Origin of the sequence: Terriglobus roseus (assembly GCF_900102185.1) — a bacterium.
Lineage (GTDB): Bacteria > Acidobacteriota > Terriglobia > Terriglobales > Acidobacteriaceae > Terriglobus > Terriglobus roseus_A.
Genome location: NZ_LT629690.1, coordinates 1,934,364 through 1,953,058 on the forward strand (window position 1 = coordinate 1,934,364; position 18,695 = coordinate 1,953,058).

Genomic DNA, 18,695 nt, shown 5'->3' on the forward strand with positions numbered 1-18,695 from the left:
CCCATGTAAGGTGTTGCAGCAGTACGTGACTAAACAATCTGACTAAATCAGGTGCACACCGTTATAACGCCATAACGCACTATTCGCATCCATTTCGATATCGAATCATCAAAAGAAATATGAATGAGGCAATACATTCCGGCGTGCGCATTGGCCATGTTCACCTGAAGGTGGCGGACCTGGATCGCGCCCTGTGGTTCTATCACGAGGTCCTTGGCTTCGAAATCATCCAGCGTTTTGGCAATAGCGCTGCGTTCGTGTCTGCAGGTGGATACCACCATCACATAGGCCTGAACACGTGGGAAAGCGAAGGTGGGCAACCTCCCGCCGCTGGCACAACGGGCCTGTACCACCTTGCCCTCCTGTATCCAACGCGTGCAGAGCTCGGCAAAGGACTGCAGCGTCTCTTGAACGCGGGCATCCCCATCCACGGCGCATCGGACCACGGCGTCAGCGAAGCCATCTATCTCGCGGACCCCGATAGCAACGGCGTGGAGCTCTACTGGGATCGCCCGAAGGAAGAGTGGCCATTGGACGCGAACGGAAATATCCGCATGATCACGCGTCCGCTTGACCTGCGTCCCATACTGGAGGCCGCGGAGGAAGCTTCCGTGGATACACCTGTGCAGGTGCATTAGCACTGCGGCTTGCTATACTTTCCCTGTTGCGTCCGCTTCTGGCGGAGCGCGTTGAATCATAGGAAAGAGTAGGGTTTTGTTCCATGTCAGGCCACTCAAAATGGGCAACCATCAAGCATAAGAAGGGCGCAGCCGACGCCAAGCGTGGCAAGGTCTTCACCCGTCTGATCAAGGAAATCACGGTCGCAGCAAAGCAAGGTGGCGGCGATCCCGATGGCAATCCGCGTCTCCGTACCGCCATTCTGGCAGCGAAGGCCGAGAACATGCCGGCCGATAACATCAAGCGTGCTGTCCAGCGCGGTACTGGCGAAATTGAAGGCCTCACCTACGAAGAAATCACCTTCGAGGGTTATGGCCCCGGCGGCGTCGCGGTCATCGTGGACGTGCTTACCGACAACCGCAACCGTGCTGTCAGCGAAATCCGTCATGCCTTCAGCAAGAACGGCGGCAACCTGGGTGAAACCGGCTCGGTTGGCTACATGTTCTCCAAGAAGGGCATCATCGTCATCGCCAAGGCTGGCGCCGACGAAGAAAAGCTGACGGAAGTGGTTCTGGAAGCTGGCGCAGACGACCTGAACGACGAAGGCGAGAACTGGGAGATTTACACCACGCCCAAGGACTTCGTTGCAGTGAAGGAAGCCGTCGAAAAGGCTGGTTTCAAGCCGGAGCACGCCGAAGTCACCATGATTCCCAGCACCTACCAGAAGCTCGAAGGCTCGCAGGCAAACGCAATGCTGCGTCTGCTGGAAGTGCTGGAAGATCTGGACGATTCGCAGAACGTCTACAGCAACTTCGACATGGATGAAGCCGCGGTTACCGCGTAAATCAACTGAACAAAGAGGGCAAACGGCCGCCGCATACCGGCGGCTTTGCTCTTGTCACCGGAAGAAGGAGTGGAATGTCCCAGGTAAAGCGTTTGGTTCTTGCAGCGGTAGCGGGACTGTTCCCCCTTGCAGCACTCGGTCAGATGACTGCCAATGAATCGCCTGTAGGCGCGGCGGCAAAACACACTCCGTGGGAGATGGGTGTCCTATTTCAAGGCGGTAAAGGCGTTACCGACGAGCGTGACGACTTCCAGTTCTTCATGGCTGGTGGCCATCTTGGCAAGGTTCTCACGCCCGAATATGGCAGCGGTCTCTTCAAAGGAAACTTCGAATACGCCGTCGAGGTCTTCCCCTACTGGCAGTCAAACACGCCCACTTTCCAGCGTTATTCCTGTACCGGCACCCCCAACGTCAACGTCTTCAACTGCGTGGGCCCGTACACCGTAGGTGGTACCTTCCACGGCGCCTCCATCACCCCAATCATCCTGCGGTGGAACTTTACCCACGGACACAGGATCATGCCGTGGGCGCAGGCGGCAGGTGGCGTTCTATGGACGAATCATAAGTATCCGGCGTATGGTCAGGGCGAAGTAAATCTGCAGAACATGGGACCGAACTCTGACGCCAGTGTCTGGAACTTCACCCCGCAGGGTGGCGTTGGTCTTCATTACTTTCTGCAGCCGAACCGTTCGTTGGATTTTGGGGCGAACGCTGTACATATTTCGTCGGCCTCATTGGGCGACCGCAACCCTGGCGTGAATGCCAGTGTGCAATTTTCCATCGGTTACACGTGGTGGAAATAGGCAGAGTGTAGAAGTTTCGAAGTGATGGCAGAGAAGCAGTACGAAGCAGTCCCCCCATCGGCGAACGAACCAATCGTCGAGTGTGTTCCGAACTTTTCTGAGGGCCGGAACGAACGCATTGTGCGCGAGATTGTGCAAGCCATGAAGGTCTTCGGCGTAAGCCTGCTGGACTGGTCCATGGACGCGACGCATAACCGTAGCGTCGTCACCATTGCAGGATCTCCCGAAGCCGTTGCAGAGTCAGCCATTCGTGGCGTTGGACGCGCGGCTCAGCTCATCGACCTAACGAAGCAGGCGGGAGTGCATCCCCGTATGGGTGCGGCGGACGTGGTTCCGTTTGTTCCTGTCGCGCACTATACCCTGGGACAGTGTGCGTCGCTTGCGCATCATGCCGGTCTGGAAATCTGGCGACGTTTTGGCGTTCCTGTGTACTTTTATGAGGCAGCCGCCATGCGACCGGATCGCATGCGTCTGGAAGAAGTACGCCGAGGCCAGTTTGAAGGCATTCGCGATGCAGTCCGCCGCGATTCCTCGCGTCATCCGGACGTTGGGCTTGGCGAACTCCACACGACGGCCGGGGCGGTTGCCGTAGGTGCACGCCAGTTCCTCATCGCCTACAACATCTTTCTCGAGAGTACGGATCTGCACGCCGCGCGCGCCATTGCAAAGGAATTGCGTGCTTCCAGCGGTGGCATGGTCGGCGTCAAGGCAATGGGAGTGCTGGTGGAAGGCCGCGCACAAGTTTCGATGAACATCACGGACTTCCGAGCATCCCCAGTGGCCGCAGTCCACGCTGCGGTATGCCGCGTGGCCAACCGGATGGGCATTGCCACTGCCGAGGGCGAACTTATTGGACTGATTCCAGAGGCGGCATGCGCGCCAGTCATCGCTCGCGAAACGCTACCGGAGTGGCTGCGTCAAACCAGTGAGTTCCACCCGGACGAAAAAGTACTCGAACGGAAGCTGTCCCGGCCCCTCCCGTGGCCAGAGCCAGTTTCCGCAGCGCACGTCTAAAATAATTAAGAAGCAGTGGCACGGAGGCAGTTGGTAATGAAGATCGCACGGACAGTGCTGATGGGATTGGTTGCGGTTCTTACCGCAGGAGCGGCGCATGCGGCGCAATTGAGCGGCGATGCGAAGGCGTCTATCCCGAAGGATATACAGCAGTTGATCGTGGTGGACTACCGCTCAATGCAGGCTTCGCCTGCCGCCATGAATCTGAAACAGCGAATTATGCCTCCGGAACTGGTTCGCCTGGAAACGGCGCTGAAGACCAGCGGCCTCAAGGTGGATCGCGACACGGAAACGCTTGCCTTTGCGGCGTTTCGTGTCGGCGGCACCAGCGCTAACAACACGCGGACACTCGGCGTGGCACAGGGCCAGTTCAACACCGCTTCCATCCAGGCAAACTGGGTGAAGCAGAAGACCAAGCCGACTGTGATTCGTAACTACAGCGTGTACCCCATGGGCGCTGCAGGTATGAGCGTGGTCTTCCTCAACCAGACCACCATGATCTTTGGCGACAGCGCCGCGGTGAAGGCAGGCCTCGACTGCCGTGATGGCCTCTCGTCCAACATCCTGGAAAACACCGACATGATGGGCGAAATGAATATCGTGGATCAGCGCGCCATCTGGAGCCTGCTCGATCAGAAGGGCACGCAGACCATGATGCGCAGCGTTCTGGGTGATGCCGCTTCCCTCACCGACTACGACACGGTAAAGAACCGCATGAAGAGTTCGCGCTACACCATGGACTTCGCCAACGGCATCAAGTTCGACATGGCTGTAGTGATGAGCGACACCATGACTGCCGCTACCGCAGCCACCCTGATGAAGGGCATGGTTCTGTTGAAGCAGTCGCAGGGTTCGCAGATGGAGAAGGCAGCGATGAAGGAAACTAACATCGACTCCAACTCGGGCACGCTACAGGTTTCCTATGCCGCGAACGACTCGCAGTTCTCCGAACTGCTGAGTTCTTCCCTCTTTCAGCAGGTCGTTCGTTAAGCTAACAAACAGTTCAAAACAAGAAAGGCCGGATGCAGACGCATCCGGCCTTCTCTTGTTCTGGTTTCTATTAAAGCTTCGGAAACACTCGTAGATCACCGCCAGTCATTTCCTTCGGCAGGTCGAGCCCAAGCATCGCCAACATCGTTGGTGACAAGTCGCGGAGTGAGCCACCTTCGCGCAACGAGAACGACTTCCCTGCTTCGGTGACAGCAATCAACGGCACCGGATTCGTCGTATGCGCCGTGTGCGGCCCACCTGTTACCGGATCAATCAGCATCTCTGCATTGCCATGATCGGCTGTAATGAGCCACGAACCACCATTGCGCTTCAGCGACGCATAGATCTCGCCGAGGCAAGCATCTACAGTCTCCACGCCCTTGATCGTCGGCTCCATCTTGCCGCTGTGGCCCACCATGTCGGCATTGGCAAAGTTAACGACGACCACATCAAACGCGGTGTCGTCGATCGCCTTCAGCACCACATCGCAGATGCCACGCGCGCTCATCTCCGGAGCCAGATCATACGTCGCGACCTTCTGCGACTGCACCACCTCACGCTCTTCACCCGCGAACGGTTTCTCGATGCCACCATTGAAGAAGTACGTTACGTGTGCGTATTTCTCCGTCTCAGCAACACGCAGATTGCGAAGTTCATTGTTCGCCATCACGTTGGCCAGCAGATTATCCATGCTCTCTGGCAGGATCACCATCGGCAGCGTGAACTTCGGATCATACTGCGTCATGGTGATGTAACGAATGCTCTTCGGCGAGGAGACGCGAGGAATCTCAAGGTCAAGCTCATCTGCCTTGGGAAGATCAAGCGCATTCGACTTCGTCAAGCCACCTTCAACATTGCGCGCCAGCACACGCGTAATCTGCCGCACGCGGTCACTACGATAGTTGAAGCAGATACACAGATCTTCGTCGCCAATGGTTCCAACTGGCTTACCTGAACCATCTACGCAGACAAACGGAATGGTGAATTCGTCGGTCACTCCGTTGTTGTAGTTCTCGCGAATCTTCGAAGCGGCATCGGTGGCCGTGCCGCCTTCGGCATTGCCCTTCACCACGGCATCGAATGCCTTGGCCTCACGATCCCACTTCAGATCACGATCCATCGCGTAGTAGCGACCGCTGCACGATGCCAGCTTACCGACGCCAATCTCGCGAATCTGCTGTTGCAGCGCATCGACATAGCCTGCACCAGAAGTCGGCATAGTGTCGCGTCCATCAAGAAAAGCATGGACAAACACGTCCTTCGTACCAAGCTTTGCGCACAGCTTCAGCAAGGCATACAAATGCCGCTGATGCGAATGCACACCGCCATCGCTCAACAATCCAAGGAAGTGAACGTTGCGACCACGCTCCATCGCTCCCTTGATTTCATTCACCAGCAGTGGCAGTTCAAAAAACTCACCGGACTCAATCAGCGAATCGATACGCACAATATCCATGCGCACCACGCGGCCCGCGCCCAGGTTCAGATGGCCCACTTCGCTATTGCCCATCTGTCCATCCGGCAAACCAACATAGTGATCGCTGGCACGGATGATAGTGTTGGGATACTCGCGCAGCAACATGTCATACGTTGGCTTGCGCGCCATCGCGATAGCGTTGCCATGCTTCTCAGCGCGAACGCCCCAGCCGTCGAGAATGGTGAGTACAAGTGGTTTACGGCGGGACATATTCGCTCCTATTTCCTTGCAGCTTGCAAAGAGGGAGTGGCCAACTGCCACTCCCTCTTTCTATAGTTAGCTTTATTAACTATTCGCAGTTGATGGTTTCAATACCCAGGAACTCAGCGCCCTGGCCCAGTTCTTCTTCAATGCGAAGAAGCTGGTTGTACTTGGCGATGCGATCTGTACGCGACAACGAGCCGGTCTTGATCTGGCCTGCACCGGTACCCACTGCAAGGTCAGCAATGAACGTATCTTCCGTCTCGCCCGAGCGATGCGAAATGATCGAGGTGTAGCCGTAACGGCGCGCCAGCTCAATCGATTCCAACGTCTCGGTGATAGTTCCGATCTGGTTCACCTTGATCAGGATCGAGTTGCCCACGCCCTTCTCAATGCCTTCACGCAGACGCTTCGTGTTGGTCACGAACAGGTCGTCGCCCACAAGCTGGCAACGGTCGCCAATCTCGTCGGTGAGGATCTTCCAGCCATCCCAATCGTCTTCGGCCAGACCATCTTCAATCGACACGATGGGATACTGGCGAACCCAGTCAGCCCAGAACGCAGCCATCTCGGCCGACGTCTTTTCGCTCTTGTCAGACTTCTTAAAGATGTACTTGCCGGCTTCCTTGTTGTAGAACTCGCTCGAAGCGGGATCGAGAGCCAGGACGATATCTTCGCCAGCTTCAAAACCAGCCTGCGAGATCGATTCCAGGATCACGTCAATCGCTTCCACGTTCGACTTCAGCGACGGCGCAAATCCACCTTCATCGCCCACAGCGGTGTTGTAGCCCTTCTTCTTCAGCACGCCCTTCAGCGTGTGGAAGACCTCAGCGCCCCAACGCAGAGCGTCAGAGAAGCTCTCCGCACCCACCGGCATAATCATGAACTCCTGAAAGTCCACGTTGTTATCGGCGTGCGCGCCACCGTTGATGATGTTCATCATCGGCGTGGGCAGCAGGCAGGCATTCACGCCGCCCAGGTAGCGATACAGCGGCAGCTTCAGCGCATTCGCAGCAGCGCGGGCAGTTGCCATGGAGACTGCCAGAATCGCATTTGCGCCAAGGTTGCCTTTGTTCGGGGTGCCGTCCAACTGCAGCATGGTGGCGTCAATCAGTCGCTGGTTCGTCGCGTCAATACCAGACAGTTCCGGCGCGATGGCGCTTTCGACGTTCTCCACGGCCTGCATCACGCCTTTGCCCAGGTAAACTTCCTTGTCGCCGTCACGAAGCTCTACAGCCTCGTGCTCGCCGGTGCTGGCGCCGCTGGGAACTGCTGCGCGGCCGATAGCTCCGCCAGACAGGATTACGTCGGCTTCTACGGTCGGATTACCGCGGCTGTCCAGAATCTCCCGCGCCTTAATTGCAATGATTTCAGTCATGTTGCCTTTCCCTTCGGCCGCTTGCGGCGCGAGGATGCGATGTTGCAGCCGTTCATTCAGCTTGGGACGACGATCCACGGCAATGCGGCTTCCGCTCGTGCCAAGTATCGTCTCCAGAATCTCTGCCATGGTGTCTACAAGAAGAAAAAGTGGTGGGGCAGCCTGCCACTGGAAAAATGCAGATTGACTTGGTGCTCCACGGAAAATTCTAGCAAACGAAAGCGCTAACGCTCGGAGTGGAACCACCGGCAGTTCCCGCGTTTACCCTCTGGATTCAGCCCGCGAGATGATTCCGCCGAAAACGCGTCTACTCTTCTAGCCTGAATTTGCGTGGCTGCACAGTTTGAAGAAGAACCAACGAGGAGTTGTATCCCGATGAAGATGCCCATCGCCCTTGCTTTTGCCGCAGTGCTTGCGGGCAATGCGTTTGCACAGCAGACCGGTGTGTCCAACCCGCCGGAGAGCGTGCAGGACATTCCTCAGGTCGCGCAGCCGGCTCCTGTTGCCGCAGCAGCACCTGCCGAAGCCGCGCCGCAGGCTAAGCCCTCGGCCGCAGAGGTCTACGGTGAGTACAAGCCCTATGGCGGAGCGCCAGTGCTGCGTCCGCGCACACAGCAACCGGATCCCGATGCGGGCATTGTGACGGAAGTGGTGCGCCGTCCGAACGAACTTCCCCCCGGGACCTCGCTGCATATCACGTTAGAGAGCGCCATCGACACCGTGTCGACAGAACCCAACACGCCGCTCCGGGCCCAACTGACCGAAAACATCCAGAATGACGGTCGTATCGTGATTCCGCAGGGTTCCATCGTGGAAGGCCGGGTTACCCAGGTTCGCGGTGGCAAACGTATCCGCGGTACCGCACTCATCCATCTTCAGATGGATACCGTCGTTCTGCCGGACGGCACACGGCTTCCCCTGCGCGCGCAGGTTGTCGACTCGGATCAGTTCGCTCACACACGTATTGATGACGAAGGAAACATCCTACGGAAAGACCACGTAGGCGGAACGCTCGCAGCCATGTCCCTGGCCACTGGTGGAGCGGCAGCAGCGGGTGGCGTCATTGCCGGTCCGGCTGGCGCATTGGTTGGAGCCGGTGTAGGCGCAGGGCTTGGCACAGTGGTGTGGCTGAAGCAGGATCGTCAGACGCATCTGCCCGAAGGTACGCAGCTGGTTCTTAGCCTGACAGAGCCTTTGGACCTCAGCCGCATGAACTTTGCGTCGGCTCCGGCACAGCCTGTTCCGTCGACACCCATGGCAGCAGCATCGCCAGTGGCGCCATCTGGAGTTTCGGAAACGGCTTTCGTTCCAACCAACTAAAGTCAGAAATTACAGCGAGGCTTCCGAGTCCACTTCCATGCCGAAGCGCGAGAGTTCGCGCTTCTGCATGTTGTAGTCGATGAGGAAGCCTACGCCGATGCACAGGTTGATGATGCCCGTTGCGGCCACGACCAACACTGGTCTGATCTGAAGAATCTCGTAGAGCAACAACCCGAAGACTCCAAGTCCGACACCACAAGCCAGCAAGATAAGAGCCGTACGACGCGCATTCGCCAGACTACGCAACGGGTCGCGCACCTTCTTCTCTTCGTCAACGGTCTGGGCCATCATGCGCTCAATGTCCGCAAGCGGCACCCCGCGCTGCAGCATAGCGATACGTTCCTGCGAGCGCAGTTCTTTGTTGCGAATCTCCGAATAAATACCGGCCACGCCAAGACCCAGAATCATCACGCAACCAGCAACGGGAACCACAAACGGACTATCGAAAGCATTCATGGGTGTTTCTCCTTTTCGCCGGCGTTAGACTGAAGCGCGTCCCCTGAGTTTCAAAAATCTTTTCTGAAACTTTCGCTATCCGGCACGGTCTTACCCTCTCTTGAACGATCAAGCCAGCTTCGAGCAGGTAGTCACGCAACATCAGGACATGGTGTTTCGTATGCTCGTCCGACTTACAGGATCGCGAGAGAACGTAGATGATCTGGCACAGGACGTCTTTCTCAGACTTTATCGCGCATTGCCATCGTTTCGTGGCGAGGCTCTTCTCACCACATATCTACACCGCATCGTCGTCAACGTGGCACAGGATGAATGGAAGCGGCGTAAACGGATTGATCAGCGCCAGACTTCTATCTCGGACGAGACCAGCGGATGGGAAGATCGGCTGCATCATCCGTCGCCAAACGCTGAACAGGAGCTGGCAACGCGAGAACTGCAACTACGTGTCGAAGAAGAAATGGGCAAACTCAGCGCGGTCGAGCGCTCCATCCTTGTCCTCTATCATCAGGAGGAGCGAAGTTACCAACAAATAGCAGAGTCACTTCAGCTTCCTATAGGTACAGTCCGAACGCATCTGCACCGCGGCAGGAATAAGCTAAGAACAGCACTGGAACGGAAAGGAGGATGGCAATGACAACACCCACGCAAGACCCGCAGGACGAGTTCAATGCCGCACTTCTCCGTGCCCTGGAAACTCCCCCACAGATGAGGGCGCCGCATGATTTCGCCGCACGCGTGATGGGACGTATTCCGCAAACACCAAAGGCGCGTCCACGTTTTGCGAACGCCGTTTTCACAGCGCCGGACTACGGTCGCAAGGCAATCTTTGTCGCGCTTGGATTGCTTCTGGTGCTTATGTTGGCCATCACGCCTGCAACCCGAACGTCCTCCACATGGATGACCTTTCAGATGGTGTTGCTTGCGCAATTCGGTGTTCTGGTTTTGTGGCTCGGCTTTAGTGGACGTTTCTCAAGGCAGTAAAGATATCCGGTTCCTTTAACGGGCCAACTGCCCCAGCAAGCGTTTCCAGGTCTTTGTGTTGCGCTTGAATATCTTCTTCAGATCATTCAGAATCAGCTCGAAATCACTGTTTCCCTGCAACTTAGCCCAGGCCGGATTCTTCGCGAACCACGGATAATTCTCATTTCCCAGGTACACGGCACGACGCAGCCAGTGCAGCGCCTCGCCGGCCTCGCCATCCACCGCGAAATACGTAGCCAATCTATATGCCATTTCGCTATCGGCTTCGGCCGCGGCCATCGTCTCATCGACAATAAAAGTCGCTGCTTTCGTGCGATCCCCAAGCTGCACGTAACACATGGCAATTGTCGGAAACACAATGCGCATGGTGGCGTCTTCTGCAATCACCTCTTCCAGCGCGTCAATTGCTTCAGAGAGGCGTCCCAGCCGCATCAATTGATAGCCGCGCGAGATGCGCAGCAACGGCTGCTTAGGCTCCAGGGCGAGTCCCTTTTCCAGTTCCTCGTCGGCCAGTTCCAACTGATTCTGATACTGCAAAACGCGTGCGCGATGGTTGTAAATGACTGCGGCATCCGCGGGATTCTGCTGCAATGCGATGCCGAACTCACGCAATGCTTCGGAATATTGTCCATCGCTTCGCAGGGTCATACCCGCCACGCGATGCACATTCCAGTCATTGCCCGCGGTCTGTAACAGATGAGCAATGCCGTGACGTGCGCTTTCCTTTTCACCGCGCGAGAGCAACATGTACACGCGATACAGGTTCGCTTCTACCGAAGCCGGATCCAGCGACAACGCCCTATCCAGGGCGCGGCGTGTCTCCAACAGATGCATCTGCCCGCCAAGCCCGTGCCGCGCATATTGCAGATGGGTCACACCCAGGCCGGTCCAGGCGGCTGCATAGGAAGGATCACGCAGCGTCACATCCTCAAACAGCTTGCGTGCGCGCTCCAGGTCTTCAAGCGCTCCCGTGCGCGACATGAAGGTACTCAACACCGCACGTGCCTGGAGGTACTCCTCGGAGACTTCTTCGTTCAACGAATGCGGATGATCCTGCTGGTTACGGCCTCCAATACGAACCGCTGCACTGCCGCGGAGCGCCCCGAAAATCTCCGTGCTGATCTCGTTCTGCACCGCAATCAGATCGAATGACTCGACGTTGATAGAACCGCCCGCACGAACAGCCTGCGCCGGAACGTCCAGCATCTGCCAGTTCAGGTCGAAACCGCTTTCACCCTTCAGAAAGCTTCCGGCCACCACATACTGCACCAGCAGCTTTCGGCCAATGCTTAAGGGATCAAGCTGGCGCGCAGGAACATTCATCAGTGCGCTCGTGGGCCGAACCACCAGCGACTGCATCCGTGCCAGTCGCGCACTGATCGCGTCAGCCAACGCATGCCCGTATAGCGGCGCGGAAGAGGCTGGTCCCATGTTCACAAACGGCAGCACTACGATCGTGTTTTGTTGTTCGTTGCCGCCACTTTCGCGGAATCGCTCAGCAAGCATCGAGAGGAAACCGGTTGACCGTTTCTCTTCTTCCGGCGTCTTGAAATCGAGTGAAGCTGACGCGGACATGCTCGCACTGGGCACTACCAGCGAATCCAGCTCATTCGCCTTAAGAATGGTGCGCAGACTCTCGCGCAACTCGGCAGCCGACGCAAATCGTGCAGCTGGCTGTTTCTCAAGGCAATGCAGAATCGCGCTCTCAAGTTCTACTGGCGTATTCGGTGCAAGTTCGGTAATCGACGGCGGTTCCGCAAACTGAATTGCGCGGATGCTTTGAAAATCCGGAGCATCTGGCCGATGGAACGGATGCCGCCCCGTCAGCAACTCGTACAACACCACGCCTAGAGCAAAAATGTCGCTCTGCACCGAAGATTGGCCCGTAACGAACTGCTCCGGAGCCATATATGCCAGAGTGCCGCCACGAGCTGTGTACTTTGCATCCGGCGGAGGTGTCCGGGGATTCGATCGCGCTGGATCGAACTCAACATCTTCCATATTGATGCGTCGCGCCAGGCCGAAATCCAGAATCTTCACCAGACCGCCATCGGTCAGGATGGCGTTGGCGGGTTTCAGATCGCGATGGAAGATGCCAAGCGAGTGCGCCGCAGACAGGCCGTCAGCCATCTGGATACCAACAGACAACACCAGCTCGACCGACGCCGGTCCGCCCTCGATCAGCTTGTCCAGCGGTTTTCCGGGGACATACTGCATCACGATGTAGGCTTCGTCACCCGATTCGCCTACGTCATAGATGGAACACACATTCGGGTGGTCAATGGCGGAGGCCAGCCGCGCCTCGCGCAGATAGGTTGTCCGCATCTGCTCTTCGGTCAACGCTCCGCGTTGCAGCAGCTTCAATACGACAGGCCGCTGCAGCTGCGTGTCGTTGGCCAGATAGACCACGCCACTTCCGCCAGCCCCAAGCTTTCGGACCAGCTCATAGTGTTCAATGACGCGGTGCTTCATAGCCTCATTATCGCAAGGATGAGTGCGTTACATCGTGAAGAGCTAGATACATGCTCCGAGCGTTCCCTTTTCGGATTAATTCAGCAGGGCGATGAAGAGTATTAACTGAAACGACAACAGCTGCTCGTCAGGCGGAAAACCGCCCTGCCACAGGGTATCCGCGAAGATTCTTCCCACCCGCAGGAATTTATTCGCAGGCCGCATAAATCATTGCAACTGCCCGTTTTACTGGCAAAATGCCCCATTTTCCCTCTGGGCCTACCTTTTCATGCAGGAAAGCACCTGTAAAAATAACCCATTGCGGGGCTGCTGTTGTGGCAACATTGGCATCTGAAGTTGGAAATCTCCAGATACGCAGGCCAGTTCACAACAAGAGCAACTCCCGCAGAGGAATAGAAACATCGATGGAAGCAACTGTACTTCTGATTGACGACAACGCCATCCAGGCCGCCACGCGACAGACGATCCTCAAGCGCGCCGGGTATTTCGTCATTCCCGTTCTGAACCCCCTGCGTGCGCTGCAACAGTTCCGTGACAACGATTTCCCCGCCGAAATTCAACTTGTCATCACTGACCACATCATGCCCGGCATGAGTGGCGCCGAATTCGTCCGCGAACTCCGTACTCTCCAACCTGACCTACCGGTTTTGGTGATCAGCGGCCTGGAAGAAGCAGAGGAAGAGTATCGGGGACTCCATGTGACCTTCCGTTTGAAGCCTCTGCTGCCGGATAATCTACTCGCTTCCGTCGACCGGCTGGTCAACTGCCGGATACCGGAGCGGCAGCCCGCGTGACGTTTGCACCCGTTGTCACGCACCTGAGACAATGAACCTGCGCGCATAGCGCCGGACATCCATGCCTCATCCCATGCCTACTTTCGGCACCTTTGCGCTGCTTCTGGCGCTGTGCCTCGCTGCCTATACGTTTTTTGCGGGTAGCTTCGCTCTCTTCGCGATGGCCAAGGGGATGCAGCTTCGCATCTCGGCTGAGCGACTAAGCGAAACCGCTCGTCGTGCCGGCGTCGCCAGCTTTATTGCAGTGCTTTGCGCGGCCTTTGCCCTCGTCTGGGCAGCCTTCACCAACGACTTTTCCGTCGAGTACATCCGCGAACACACAAACATCGCGCTGAACCCGATGTACAAGTTCTCCGCTCTTTGGAGCGGACAGGAAGGCTCGTTGCTGCTGTGGTCGTTCCTTCTGTCGGGATACGGCTTTGTGCTGCGCCTGCGTCATAAGACGGATGTCCGCCTATTCGCCTATGCGTCCACTATTCTTGCGGCGCCGCAGATTTTCTTCCTCGCTCTGCTGAACTTCGCAGCGGAACCCTTCTCGCTCACCAAAGGCCCCATCCCCGCCGATGGCAATGGTCTGAACCCACTGCTGCAATACGTGGAGATGGTGATCCATCCCCCCATGCTGTACCTGGGTTACGTGGGCTTCACCGTTCCGTTCGCCTTCGCACTTGGCGCGCTCATGATGCGCTACCCCGGCGAAAAATGGATCCGCATCACCCGTCGCTGGACGCTTGTGACGTGGCTGTTCCTTACCGTGGGTATCTCTCTTGGTATGCACTGGGCTTATGCGGTGCTTGGATGGGGCGGCTACTGGGGATGGGACCCGGTTGAAAACGCATCGTTCCTTCCTTGGCTTACCGCCACGGCCTTCCTGCACTCGGTCATGATGCAGGAGAAGCGCGGCATGATGAAGAAGTGGAACGTGTGGCTCATCTTCCTCACGTTCATGCTGACCATCCTTGGAACCGATCTGACGCGCTCCGGCCTCGTCAGCAGCGTCCACGCGTTTGCGCAGAGCAGCATCGGTGACTGGTTCACTACATTCCTTTGCATCATCTTCGCGGTCTGCCTGTTCGTGTTCTTCCGCCAGAGCAGCCACCTTACTTCCGAACATAAGCTCGAATCAGTTGTAAGCCGCGAAAGCAGCTTCCTCTTCAACAACCTTGTTCTGTTGGTGGCCTGCTTCACCGTTCTCTTCGGAACACTCTTCCCGGTACTCAGCGAATATGTGCAGGGTTCGAAGGTCACTATGGGACCTCCGTTCTTCAATAAAGTCGCGGTGCCAATTGGTCTGTTCCTCCTCGTCCTCACTGGCATAGGACCGCTGCTGGCATGGCGCGCAACCTCGTTGCGATCCATCCGTCGCAACTTCATCCTTCCCTGCGTCGCTGTCATCGGCACAGCCATCATCCTGATGGCGACCGGTATGCATCCGTGGTCTGCATCGAAGGATGATCTCGAAGGCCAGCTTTACGCACTCGTCTGCTTCTCCATCGGAGCAGGTGTCATCGTTGCGATCGCAGCAGAGTTCCTGCGCGGAGCGAATGTTGTCCGCACGCAATCGGGCAAAAGCCTTCCCGCAGCCGTCTGGACACTGACGATGCGCAACAACCGCCGTTACGGTGGCTACATCGTCCACTTCGGCATTGTCATCCTCTTCATCGGGCTTGCGGGTGGTGCCTTCAATCAGCAGCATGAGATGGAGATGGGCTTTGGCGACTCGCTCACTATTGGCAACTACAAACTTGTCTGCCAGAGCTACACCGAAGACTCGAACCCGAACTACGACACCGACTTCGCCCTGCTCGATGTCTATCGCGGCGATAAGAAGATTGGCCAGATGACACCAGAGCGCCGCTTCTACACCGCGAGCCAGACGACATCAACCATCGTCGCAATTCATTCCACGGTTTTGCGCGATCTGTATGTCATCTTTGAGGGGCGCAACAACGACACGAACAAGCCCATCATCAAGGTCTTCCTGAATCCGCTCGTAAGCTGGATCTGGGCGGGTGTGGCCATTGTGTTTGCCGGTACAGTGCTTGCCCTGTTGCCCGGCCTCCGCGCACAACTCAGCAACAAGCCAGCACCGGCTGAGCCGCGTGAACTGGTAGCCGCGGGAGGCGACTGATGCGCAATCTATTACGCAATCGTGTCCTGCAGATGGTGTTCGTTTTCACCATTGCACTTGCAACCATTGGCGCAGGCAGCACCGATGAGAAGTTCTCTTCCATCGGCCACAAGATGATGTGTGTCTGCGGCTGCGGACAGATTCTGCTGGAGTGCAACCACGTTGGCTGCCCTGATAGCGACCGCATGATCAAGGAGCTTCGTGCGCAGGTAGCGTCAGGCGGTAGTGACACCAGCATTTTCAATTGGTTCACCGCCAAGTACGGCCCTACGGTTCTCGCAGCGCCCATCCGGGGTGGATTTGATAACGCGGCATGGATCACACCCGTTGTCGTTTTCATCCTCGCGCTTGGCGGCACGGCTTTGCTCGTGCGCCGCTGGAAGGGCCGTCACATGATCGCCGTTGCTGGCGCGCCTTCTATCCCCTACAGCCCGGACAATGACGCTGTGCGCGAGCGCATCCGCCGCGAGACGGAGTACTAACCCCATGGCATACGTCGCCTGCATTGCACTTCTTGTTGGAGCCTTCGCTTACACCTTCTGGCCGGAGAAGAATCCCTTCGTCCAGCGCTCCGCATCGCGCATAGACTTCCTCCGCGAACGCCGCGAATCCATCTTCGCCAACTTGCGCGACCTCAACTTCGAATACAAAGCCGGCAAGTATCCGGAAGAGGATTACGCTACCCAACGCGCTATGTTGGAAGACGAAGCGGCCACTATTGTCCGCGAAATCGACACACTCGAACGCGTCTGATTGGCTGCACGTCATAATCCTCGCTTGCGGATTATGGCGTGCAGCAAGTTTTCCTGAGACTTCCCCGTTACCATGAACGGGTATGGCTGAAGTGCAACCCCTCGCTCCCGAAATCCTCCTCCACATTGCCCAAGAACTAAATATCCCGCTCACTGGCGTACGCGCCGTGATGGGACTCCTGGATGAAGGCTCAACTGTTCCCTTCATCGCGCGCTATCGTAAGGAAGCCACCGGCAACCTGGACGAAGTGCAGATTCGCGATCTTGCCGAGAAGATCACTTACTTCCGCGAGTTCGTCTCGCGGCGTGAGACCGTCTTGTCTTCCATTACGGAACAGGGCAAGATGACGGACGAGTTGAAGGCAAAGATCATGGGCACGCTGGACCGCAGCGAACTTGAGGATCTGTATCTGCCGTACAAGCCAAAGCGCCGCACCAAGGCCACGATTGCACGCGAAAAAGGTCTGGAACCGTTGGCTGACTATCTGTGGGCGCAGAAGCCTGGCGAACTTGATCTGATCGCACTCGCCACTTCACTCATCGACCCTGAAAAGGAAGTCGCGACAATCGACGACGCACTGGAAGGCGCGCGCCACATTATTGCCGAACGCATCAGCGAAGATGCTGAGGTGCGTCGCTCCACGCGTCATGTGATGTTTGAAGAAGGCCTAATCGTCAGCCGCAAGATTTTCGATGCAAAAGACGAGCAGGAAAAGTTCAAGATGTACTACGAGTATCGCGAGCCGGTGAAGACCATCCCGTCGCATCGCATGCTGGCAGTGCGTCGTGGTGAAGCAGAAAACGTTCTGTACTGGCTCATCGAGACAGAGGAAGAACGCATGCTGGCGCTGATTCGTTCGCGCGTTCTTAAGAACGATGGTGATTGGACATCGCAACTCCGCCTCGCCATTGAAGACTGCTGGAAGCGCCTTCTCAACTCGTCGATTCAAGGTGAGTTGCGTTTGGAATTGAAGCGTCGCTCGGATACAGAAGCGATTGATGTGTTCCGCGAGAATCTGCAGCATGTGCTGATGGCTTCGCCCGCCGGGCCGATTCGCGTACTCGGAATCGATCCAGGCCTGCGCACTGGATGCAAGATTGCTGTCGTTGATGAAACAGGCAAGTTCCTGGCGCATGACGTGATCTATCCGCACACAGGCCGTGAGAAAGAGGCATCGCAGAAGCTGGCTGTCATGGTGGCTTCGCAGAACATTCGAGCCATTGCGATTGGAAACGGCACAGCATCGCGTGAGACGGACGCCTTCGTTCGTGACTTCCTTGCTGAACACAAGCTCGGTGGCATCTTCAAGGTCACGGTATCCGAGTCGGGCGCCAGCGTGTATTCCGCTTCAGACGTTGCGCGTCAGGAGTTCCCTGATCTTGATCTGACCGTGCGCGGCGCTATCTCCATTGCACGTCGTCTGCAGGATCCGCTTTCTGAACTGGTGAAGGTCGATCCTAAGTCCATTGGCGTTGGTCAGTATCAACATGACGTGGATCAACGCCAGTTGAACCAGTCACTGGAAGCAGTGATCGAAAGCTGCGTGAATCGTGTTGGCGTTGACTTGAATACGGCATCGTGGACGTTGCTGCGTTACGTCGCCGGAATCAGCGAACGTATCGCGCTGAACATCGTCCAGTTCCGCGATACCAATGGCCGCTTCCAATCCCGCAAGCAATTACATGAGGTATCGGGTATTGGCCCCAAAACGTTTGAGCAGGCCGCCGGCTTCTTGCGTATCCGCGATGGAGAGCAACCGCTGGACTCCACTGCGGTGCATCCCGAATCGTATGCGTTGGTGGAACAGATTGCGTCTTCTCTGAACACCTCGATCGATGACTTGATCCGTAAGCCTCAACTGCTGACGGGCGTGAAGACAGACGCGTTCGGTGCAGGCACTTACACGCTGAACGACATTCTCGAAGAGTTGAAGAAGCCCGGCCGTGATCCTCGCGATTCGTTCGTCGCCCCTACTTTCAACGAAGCAGTGCGAGAGATTCAGGATGTCGAACCCGGCATGGTGATGGAAGGCGTGGTCACCAACGTGACGAAGTTTGGTGCTTTCATCGACATTGGCGTACACCAGGATGGACTTGTTCACATCTCGGAGATTTCGCACAAGTACATCAAAGACCCGAGCGAAGCGTTGAAGGCTGGACAACTGGTAAAGGCTAAGGTTCTTAGTGCCGACGCCAAGACGAAGCGCATCTCGCTTTCAATCAAGGCGCTCGAACCTGCTCCGGGTGGAAAAGCCCCGCAGCGCGGTGGTGGACGCCCTCAGACCCAGCAGCGATCAGCGCCAGAACCCACGTCGATGGCAGACAAGTTGGCCGCCTTGAATACAAAGTGGCGCAGCAATGCTCCGACGGGACGTTAACTTCCGACAGGACATAAGCCCTTGCTGTTGAGTCAGCAAGGGCTTTTTCATGGCCCCACAAAAGAACTGCATTTGTTCAATAATCC

At 56.8% G+C, this 18,695-nt stretch carries 17 protein-coding genes; 13 read left to right on the forward strand and 4 right to left on the reverse strand.

Translation table 11 applies throughout. The features are described 5' to 3' along the window. Window positions 1–119: 119 nt before the first annotated feature. From BLT38_RS08265 to BLT38_RS08285, 5 genes are all read left to right on the forward strand, one after another. Window positions 120–638 carry a VOC family protein gene (locus tag BLT38_RS08265; RefSeq protein WP_083344736.1) on the forward strand — a complete coding sequence of 173 codons (519 nt, stop codon included), beginning with the start codon at window positions 120–122 and terminating at the stop codon, window positions 636–638. 83 nt (window positions 639–721) lie between these two features. Continuing rightward, window positions 722–1,462, forward strand: coding sequence for a YebC/PmpR family DNA-binding transcriptional regulator (locus BLT38_RS08270; protein ID WP_083344737.1), 741 nt, complete (start codon window positions 722–724; stop codon window positions 1,460–1,462). Between the two features lie 74 nt (window positions 1,463–1,536). Next, entirely contained in the window at window positions 1,537–2,265 is a 729-nt protein-coding gene (locus tag BLT38_RS08275; RefSeq protein WP_083344738.1) for an acyloxyacyl hydrolase, read from the forward strand. Between the two features lie 24 nt (window positions 2,266–2,289). Further along, window positions 2,290–3,279: a glutamate formimidoyltransferase gene (gene ftcD / locus BLT38_RS08280; RefSeq protein WP_083344739.1), complete on the forward strand. Its 990-nt coding sequence runs from the start codon at window positions 2,290–2,292 to the stop codon at window positions 3,277–3,279. Between the two features lie 36 nt (window positions 3,280–3,315). After that, complete coding sequence (locus tag BLT38_RS08285) at window positions 3,316–4,269, forward strand: hypothetical protein (protein WP_083344740.1); 954 nt, start codon at window positions 3,316–3,318, stop codon at window positions 4,267–4,269. 70 nt (window positions 4,270–4,339) lie between these two features. Here the strand turns inward: BLT38_RS08285 and gpmI are convergent, their stop codons facing one another. Together gpmI and eno are read right to left on the reverse strand one after the other, a co-directional pair. Then, window positions 4,340–5,956, reverse strand: coding sequence for a 2,3-bisphosphoglycerate-independent phosphoglycerate mutase (gpmI, locus tag BLT38_RS08290; RefSeq protein WP_083344741.1), 1,617 nt, complete (start codon window positions 5,954–5,956; stop codon window positions 4,340–4,342). 79 nt (window positions 5,957–6,035) lie between these two features. Next, entirely contained in the window at window positions 6,036–7,325 is a 1,290-nt protein-coding gene (eno, locus tag BLT38_RS08295) for a phosphopyruvate hydratase (protein WP_083346997.1), read from the reverse strand. Between the two features lie 375 nt (window positions 7,326–7,700). Between eno and BLT38_RS08300 the strand changes: the two genes are divergently transcribed. Next, complete coding sequence (locus BLT38_RS08300) at window positions 7,701–8,645, forward strand: TrbI/VirB10 family protein (RefSeq protein ID WP_083344742.1); 945 nt, start codon at window positions 7,701–7,703, stop codon at window positions 8,643–8,645. 9 nt (window positions 8,646–8,654) lie between these two features. On the opposite strand, the gene BLT38_RS08305 is transcribed toward BLT38_RS08300, so the two are convergent. Next, the gene (locus tag BLT38_RS08305) at window positions 8,655–9,101 is read right to left on the reverse strand and encodes a DUF6249 domain-containing protein (RefSeq protein ID WP_083344743.1); all 447 of its coding nucleotides are present in this window, start codon (window positions 9,099–9,101) and stop codon (window positions 8,655–8,657) included. 100 nt (window positions 9,102–9,201) lie between these two features. Here BLT38_RS08305 and BLT38_RS08310 point away from each other — a divergent pair, with 100 nt between their 5' ends. After that, entirely contained in the window at window positions 9,202–9,735 is a 534-nt protein-coding gene (locus BLT38_RS08310) for an RNA polymerase sigma factor (RefSeq protein ID WP_156785057.1), read from the forward strand. After that, on the forward strand, window positions 9,732–10,082 hold the full coding sequence (locus tag BLT38_RS08315; RefSeq protein WP_083344744.1) for a hypothetical protein: 351 nt from the start codon (window positions 9,732–9,734) through the stop codon (window positions 10,080–10,082). Before BLT38_RS08310 ends, BLT38_RS08315 begins: the two co-directional genes overlap by 4 nt. A 15-nt stretch (window positions 10,083–10,097) precedes the next feature. On the opposite strand, the gene BLT38_RS08320 is transcribed toward BLT38_RS08315, so the two are convergent. Continuing rightward, the gene (locus tag BLT38_RS08320) at window positions 10,098–12,554 is read right to left on the reverse strand and encodes a serine/threonine-protein kinase (protein ID WP_083344745.1); all 2,457 of its coding nucleotides are present in this window, start codon (window positions 12,552–12,554) and stop codon (window positions 10,098–10,100) included. 404 nt (window positions 12,555–12,958) lie between these two features. On the opposite strand from BLT38_RS08320, the gene BLT38_RS08325 reads away from it, so the two are divergent. The 5 genes from BLT38_RS08325 to BLT38_RS08345 all read left to right on the forward strand — a co-directional run bounded on the left by BLT38_RS08325 (window position 12,959) and on the right by BLT38_RS08345 (window position 18,609). Beyond that, on the forward strand, window positions 12,959–13,348 hold the full coding sequence (locus tag BLT38_RS08325) for a response regulator (protein ID WP_047487222.1): 390 nt from the start codon (window positions 12,959–12,961) through the stop codon (window positions 13,346–13,348). 61 nt (window positions 13,349–13,409) lie between these two features. Next, on the forward strand, window positions 13,410–15,479 hold the full coding sequence (locus BLT38_RS08330; RefSeq protein ID WP_083344746.1) for a heme lyase CcmF/NrfE family subunit: 2,070 nt from the start codon (window positions 13,410–13,412) through the stop codon (window positions 15,477–15,479). Further along, a complete protein-coding gene (locus BLT38_RS08335) occupies window positions 15,479–15,961 on the forward strand; it encodes a cytochrome c-type biogenesis protein (RefSeq protein WP_083344747.1) in 483 nt (160 codons plus the stop codon). Before BLT38_RS08330 ends, BLT38_RS08335 begins: the two co-directional genes overlap by 1 nt. A 4-nt stretch (window positions 15,962–15,965) precedes the next feature. Then, entirely contained in the window at window positions 15,966–16,232 is a 267-nt protein-coding gene (locus tag BLT38_RS08340) for a hypothetical protein (RefSeq protein WP_083344748.1), read from the forward strand. A gap of 82 nt (window positions 16,233–16,314) precedes the next feature. Continuing rightward, complete coding sequence (locus tag BLT38_RS08345) at window positions 16,315–18,609, forward strand: Tex family protein (RefSeq protein ID WP_083344749.1); 2,295 nt, start codon at window positions 16,315–16,317, stop codon at window positions 18,607–18,609. Window positions 18,610–18,695 lie beyond the last annotated feature (86 nt).

Coding starts and splice junctions, on each gene's coding strand:
- BLT38_RS08265 (WP_083344736.1), top strand. CDS start 120: ATGAATGAGGCAATACATTCCGGCGTGCGCATTGGCCATGTTCACCTG.
- BLT38_RS08270 (WP_083344737.1), top strand. CDS start 722: ATGTCAGGCCACTCAAAATGGGCAACCATCAAGCATAAGAAGGGCGCA.
- BLT38_RS08275 (WP_083344738.1), top strand. CDS start 1,537: ATGTCCCAGGTAAAGCGTTTGGTTCTTGCAGCGGTAGCGGGACTGTTC.
- ftcD (WP_083344739.1), top strand. CDS start 2,290: ATGGCAGAGAAGCAGTACGAAGCAGTCCCCCCATCGGCGAACGAACCA.
- BLT38_RS08285 (WP_083344740.1), top strand. CDS start 3,316: ATGAAGATCGCACGGACAGTGCTGATGGGATTGGTTGCGGTTCTTACC.
- gpmI (WP_083344741.1), bottom strand. CDS start 5,956: ATGTCCCGCCGTAAACCACTTGTACTCACCATTCTCGACGGCTGGGGC.
- eno (WP_083346997.1), bottom strand. CDS start 7,325: ATGACTGAAATCATTGCAATTAAGGCGCGGGAGATTCTGGACAGCCGC.
- BLT38_RS08300 (WP_083344742.1), top strand. CDS start 7,701: ATGAAGATGCCCATCGCCCTTGCTTTTGCCGCAGTGCTTGCGGGCAAT.
- BLT38_RS08305 (WP_083344743.1), bottom strand. CDS start 9,101: ATGAATGCTTTCGATAGTCCGTTTGTGGTTCCCGTTGCTGGTTGCGTG.
- BLT38_RS08315 (WP_083344744.1), top strand. CDS start 9,732: ATGACAACACCCACGCAAGACCCGCAGGACGAGTTCAATGCCGCACTT.
- BLT38_RS08320 (WP_083344745.1), bottom strand. CDS start 12,554: ATGAAGCACCGCGTCATTGAACACTATGAGCTGGTCCGAAAGCTTGGG.
- BLT38_RS08325 (WP_047487222.1), top strand. CDS start 12,959: ATGGAAGCAACTGTACTTCTGATTGACGACAACGCCATCCAGGCCGCC.
- BLT38_RS08330 (WP_083344746.1), top strand. CDS start 13,410: ATGCCTCATCCCATGCCTACTTTCGGCACCTTTGCGCTGCTTCTGGCG.
- BLT38_RS08335 (WP_083344747.1), top strand. CDS start 15,479: ATGCGCAATCTATTACGCAATCGTGTCCTGCAGATGGTGTTCGTTTTC.
- BLT38_RS08340 (WP_083344748.1), top strand. CDS start 15,966: ATGGCATACGTCGCCTGCATTGCACTTCTTGTTGGAGCCTTCGCTTAC.
- BLT38_RS08345 (WP_083344749.1), top strand. CDS start 16,315: ATGGCTGAAGTGCAACCCCTCGCTCCCGAAATCCTCCTCCACATTGCC.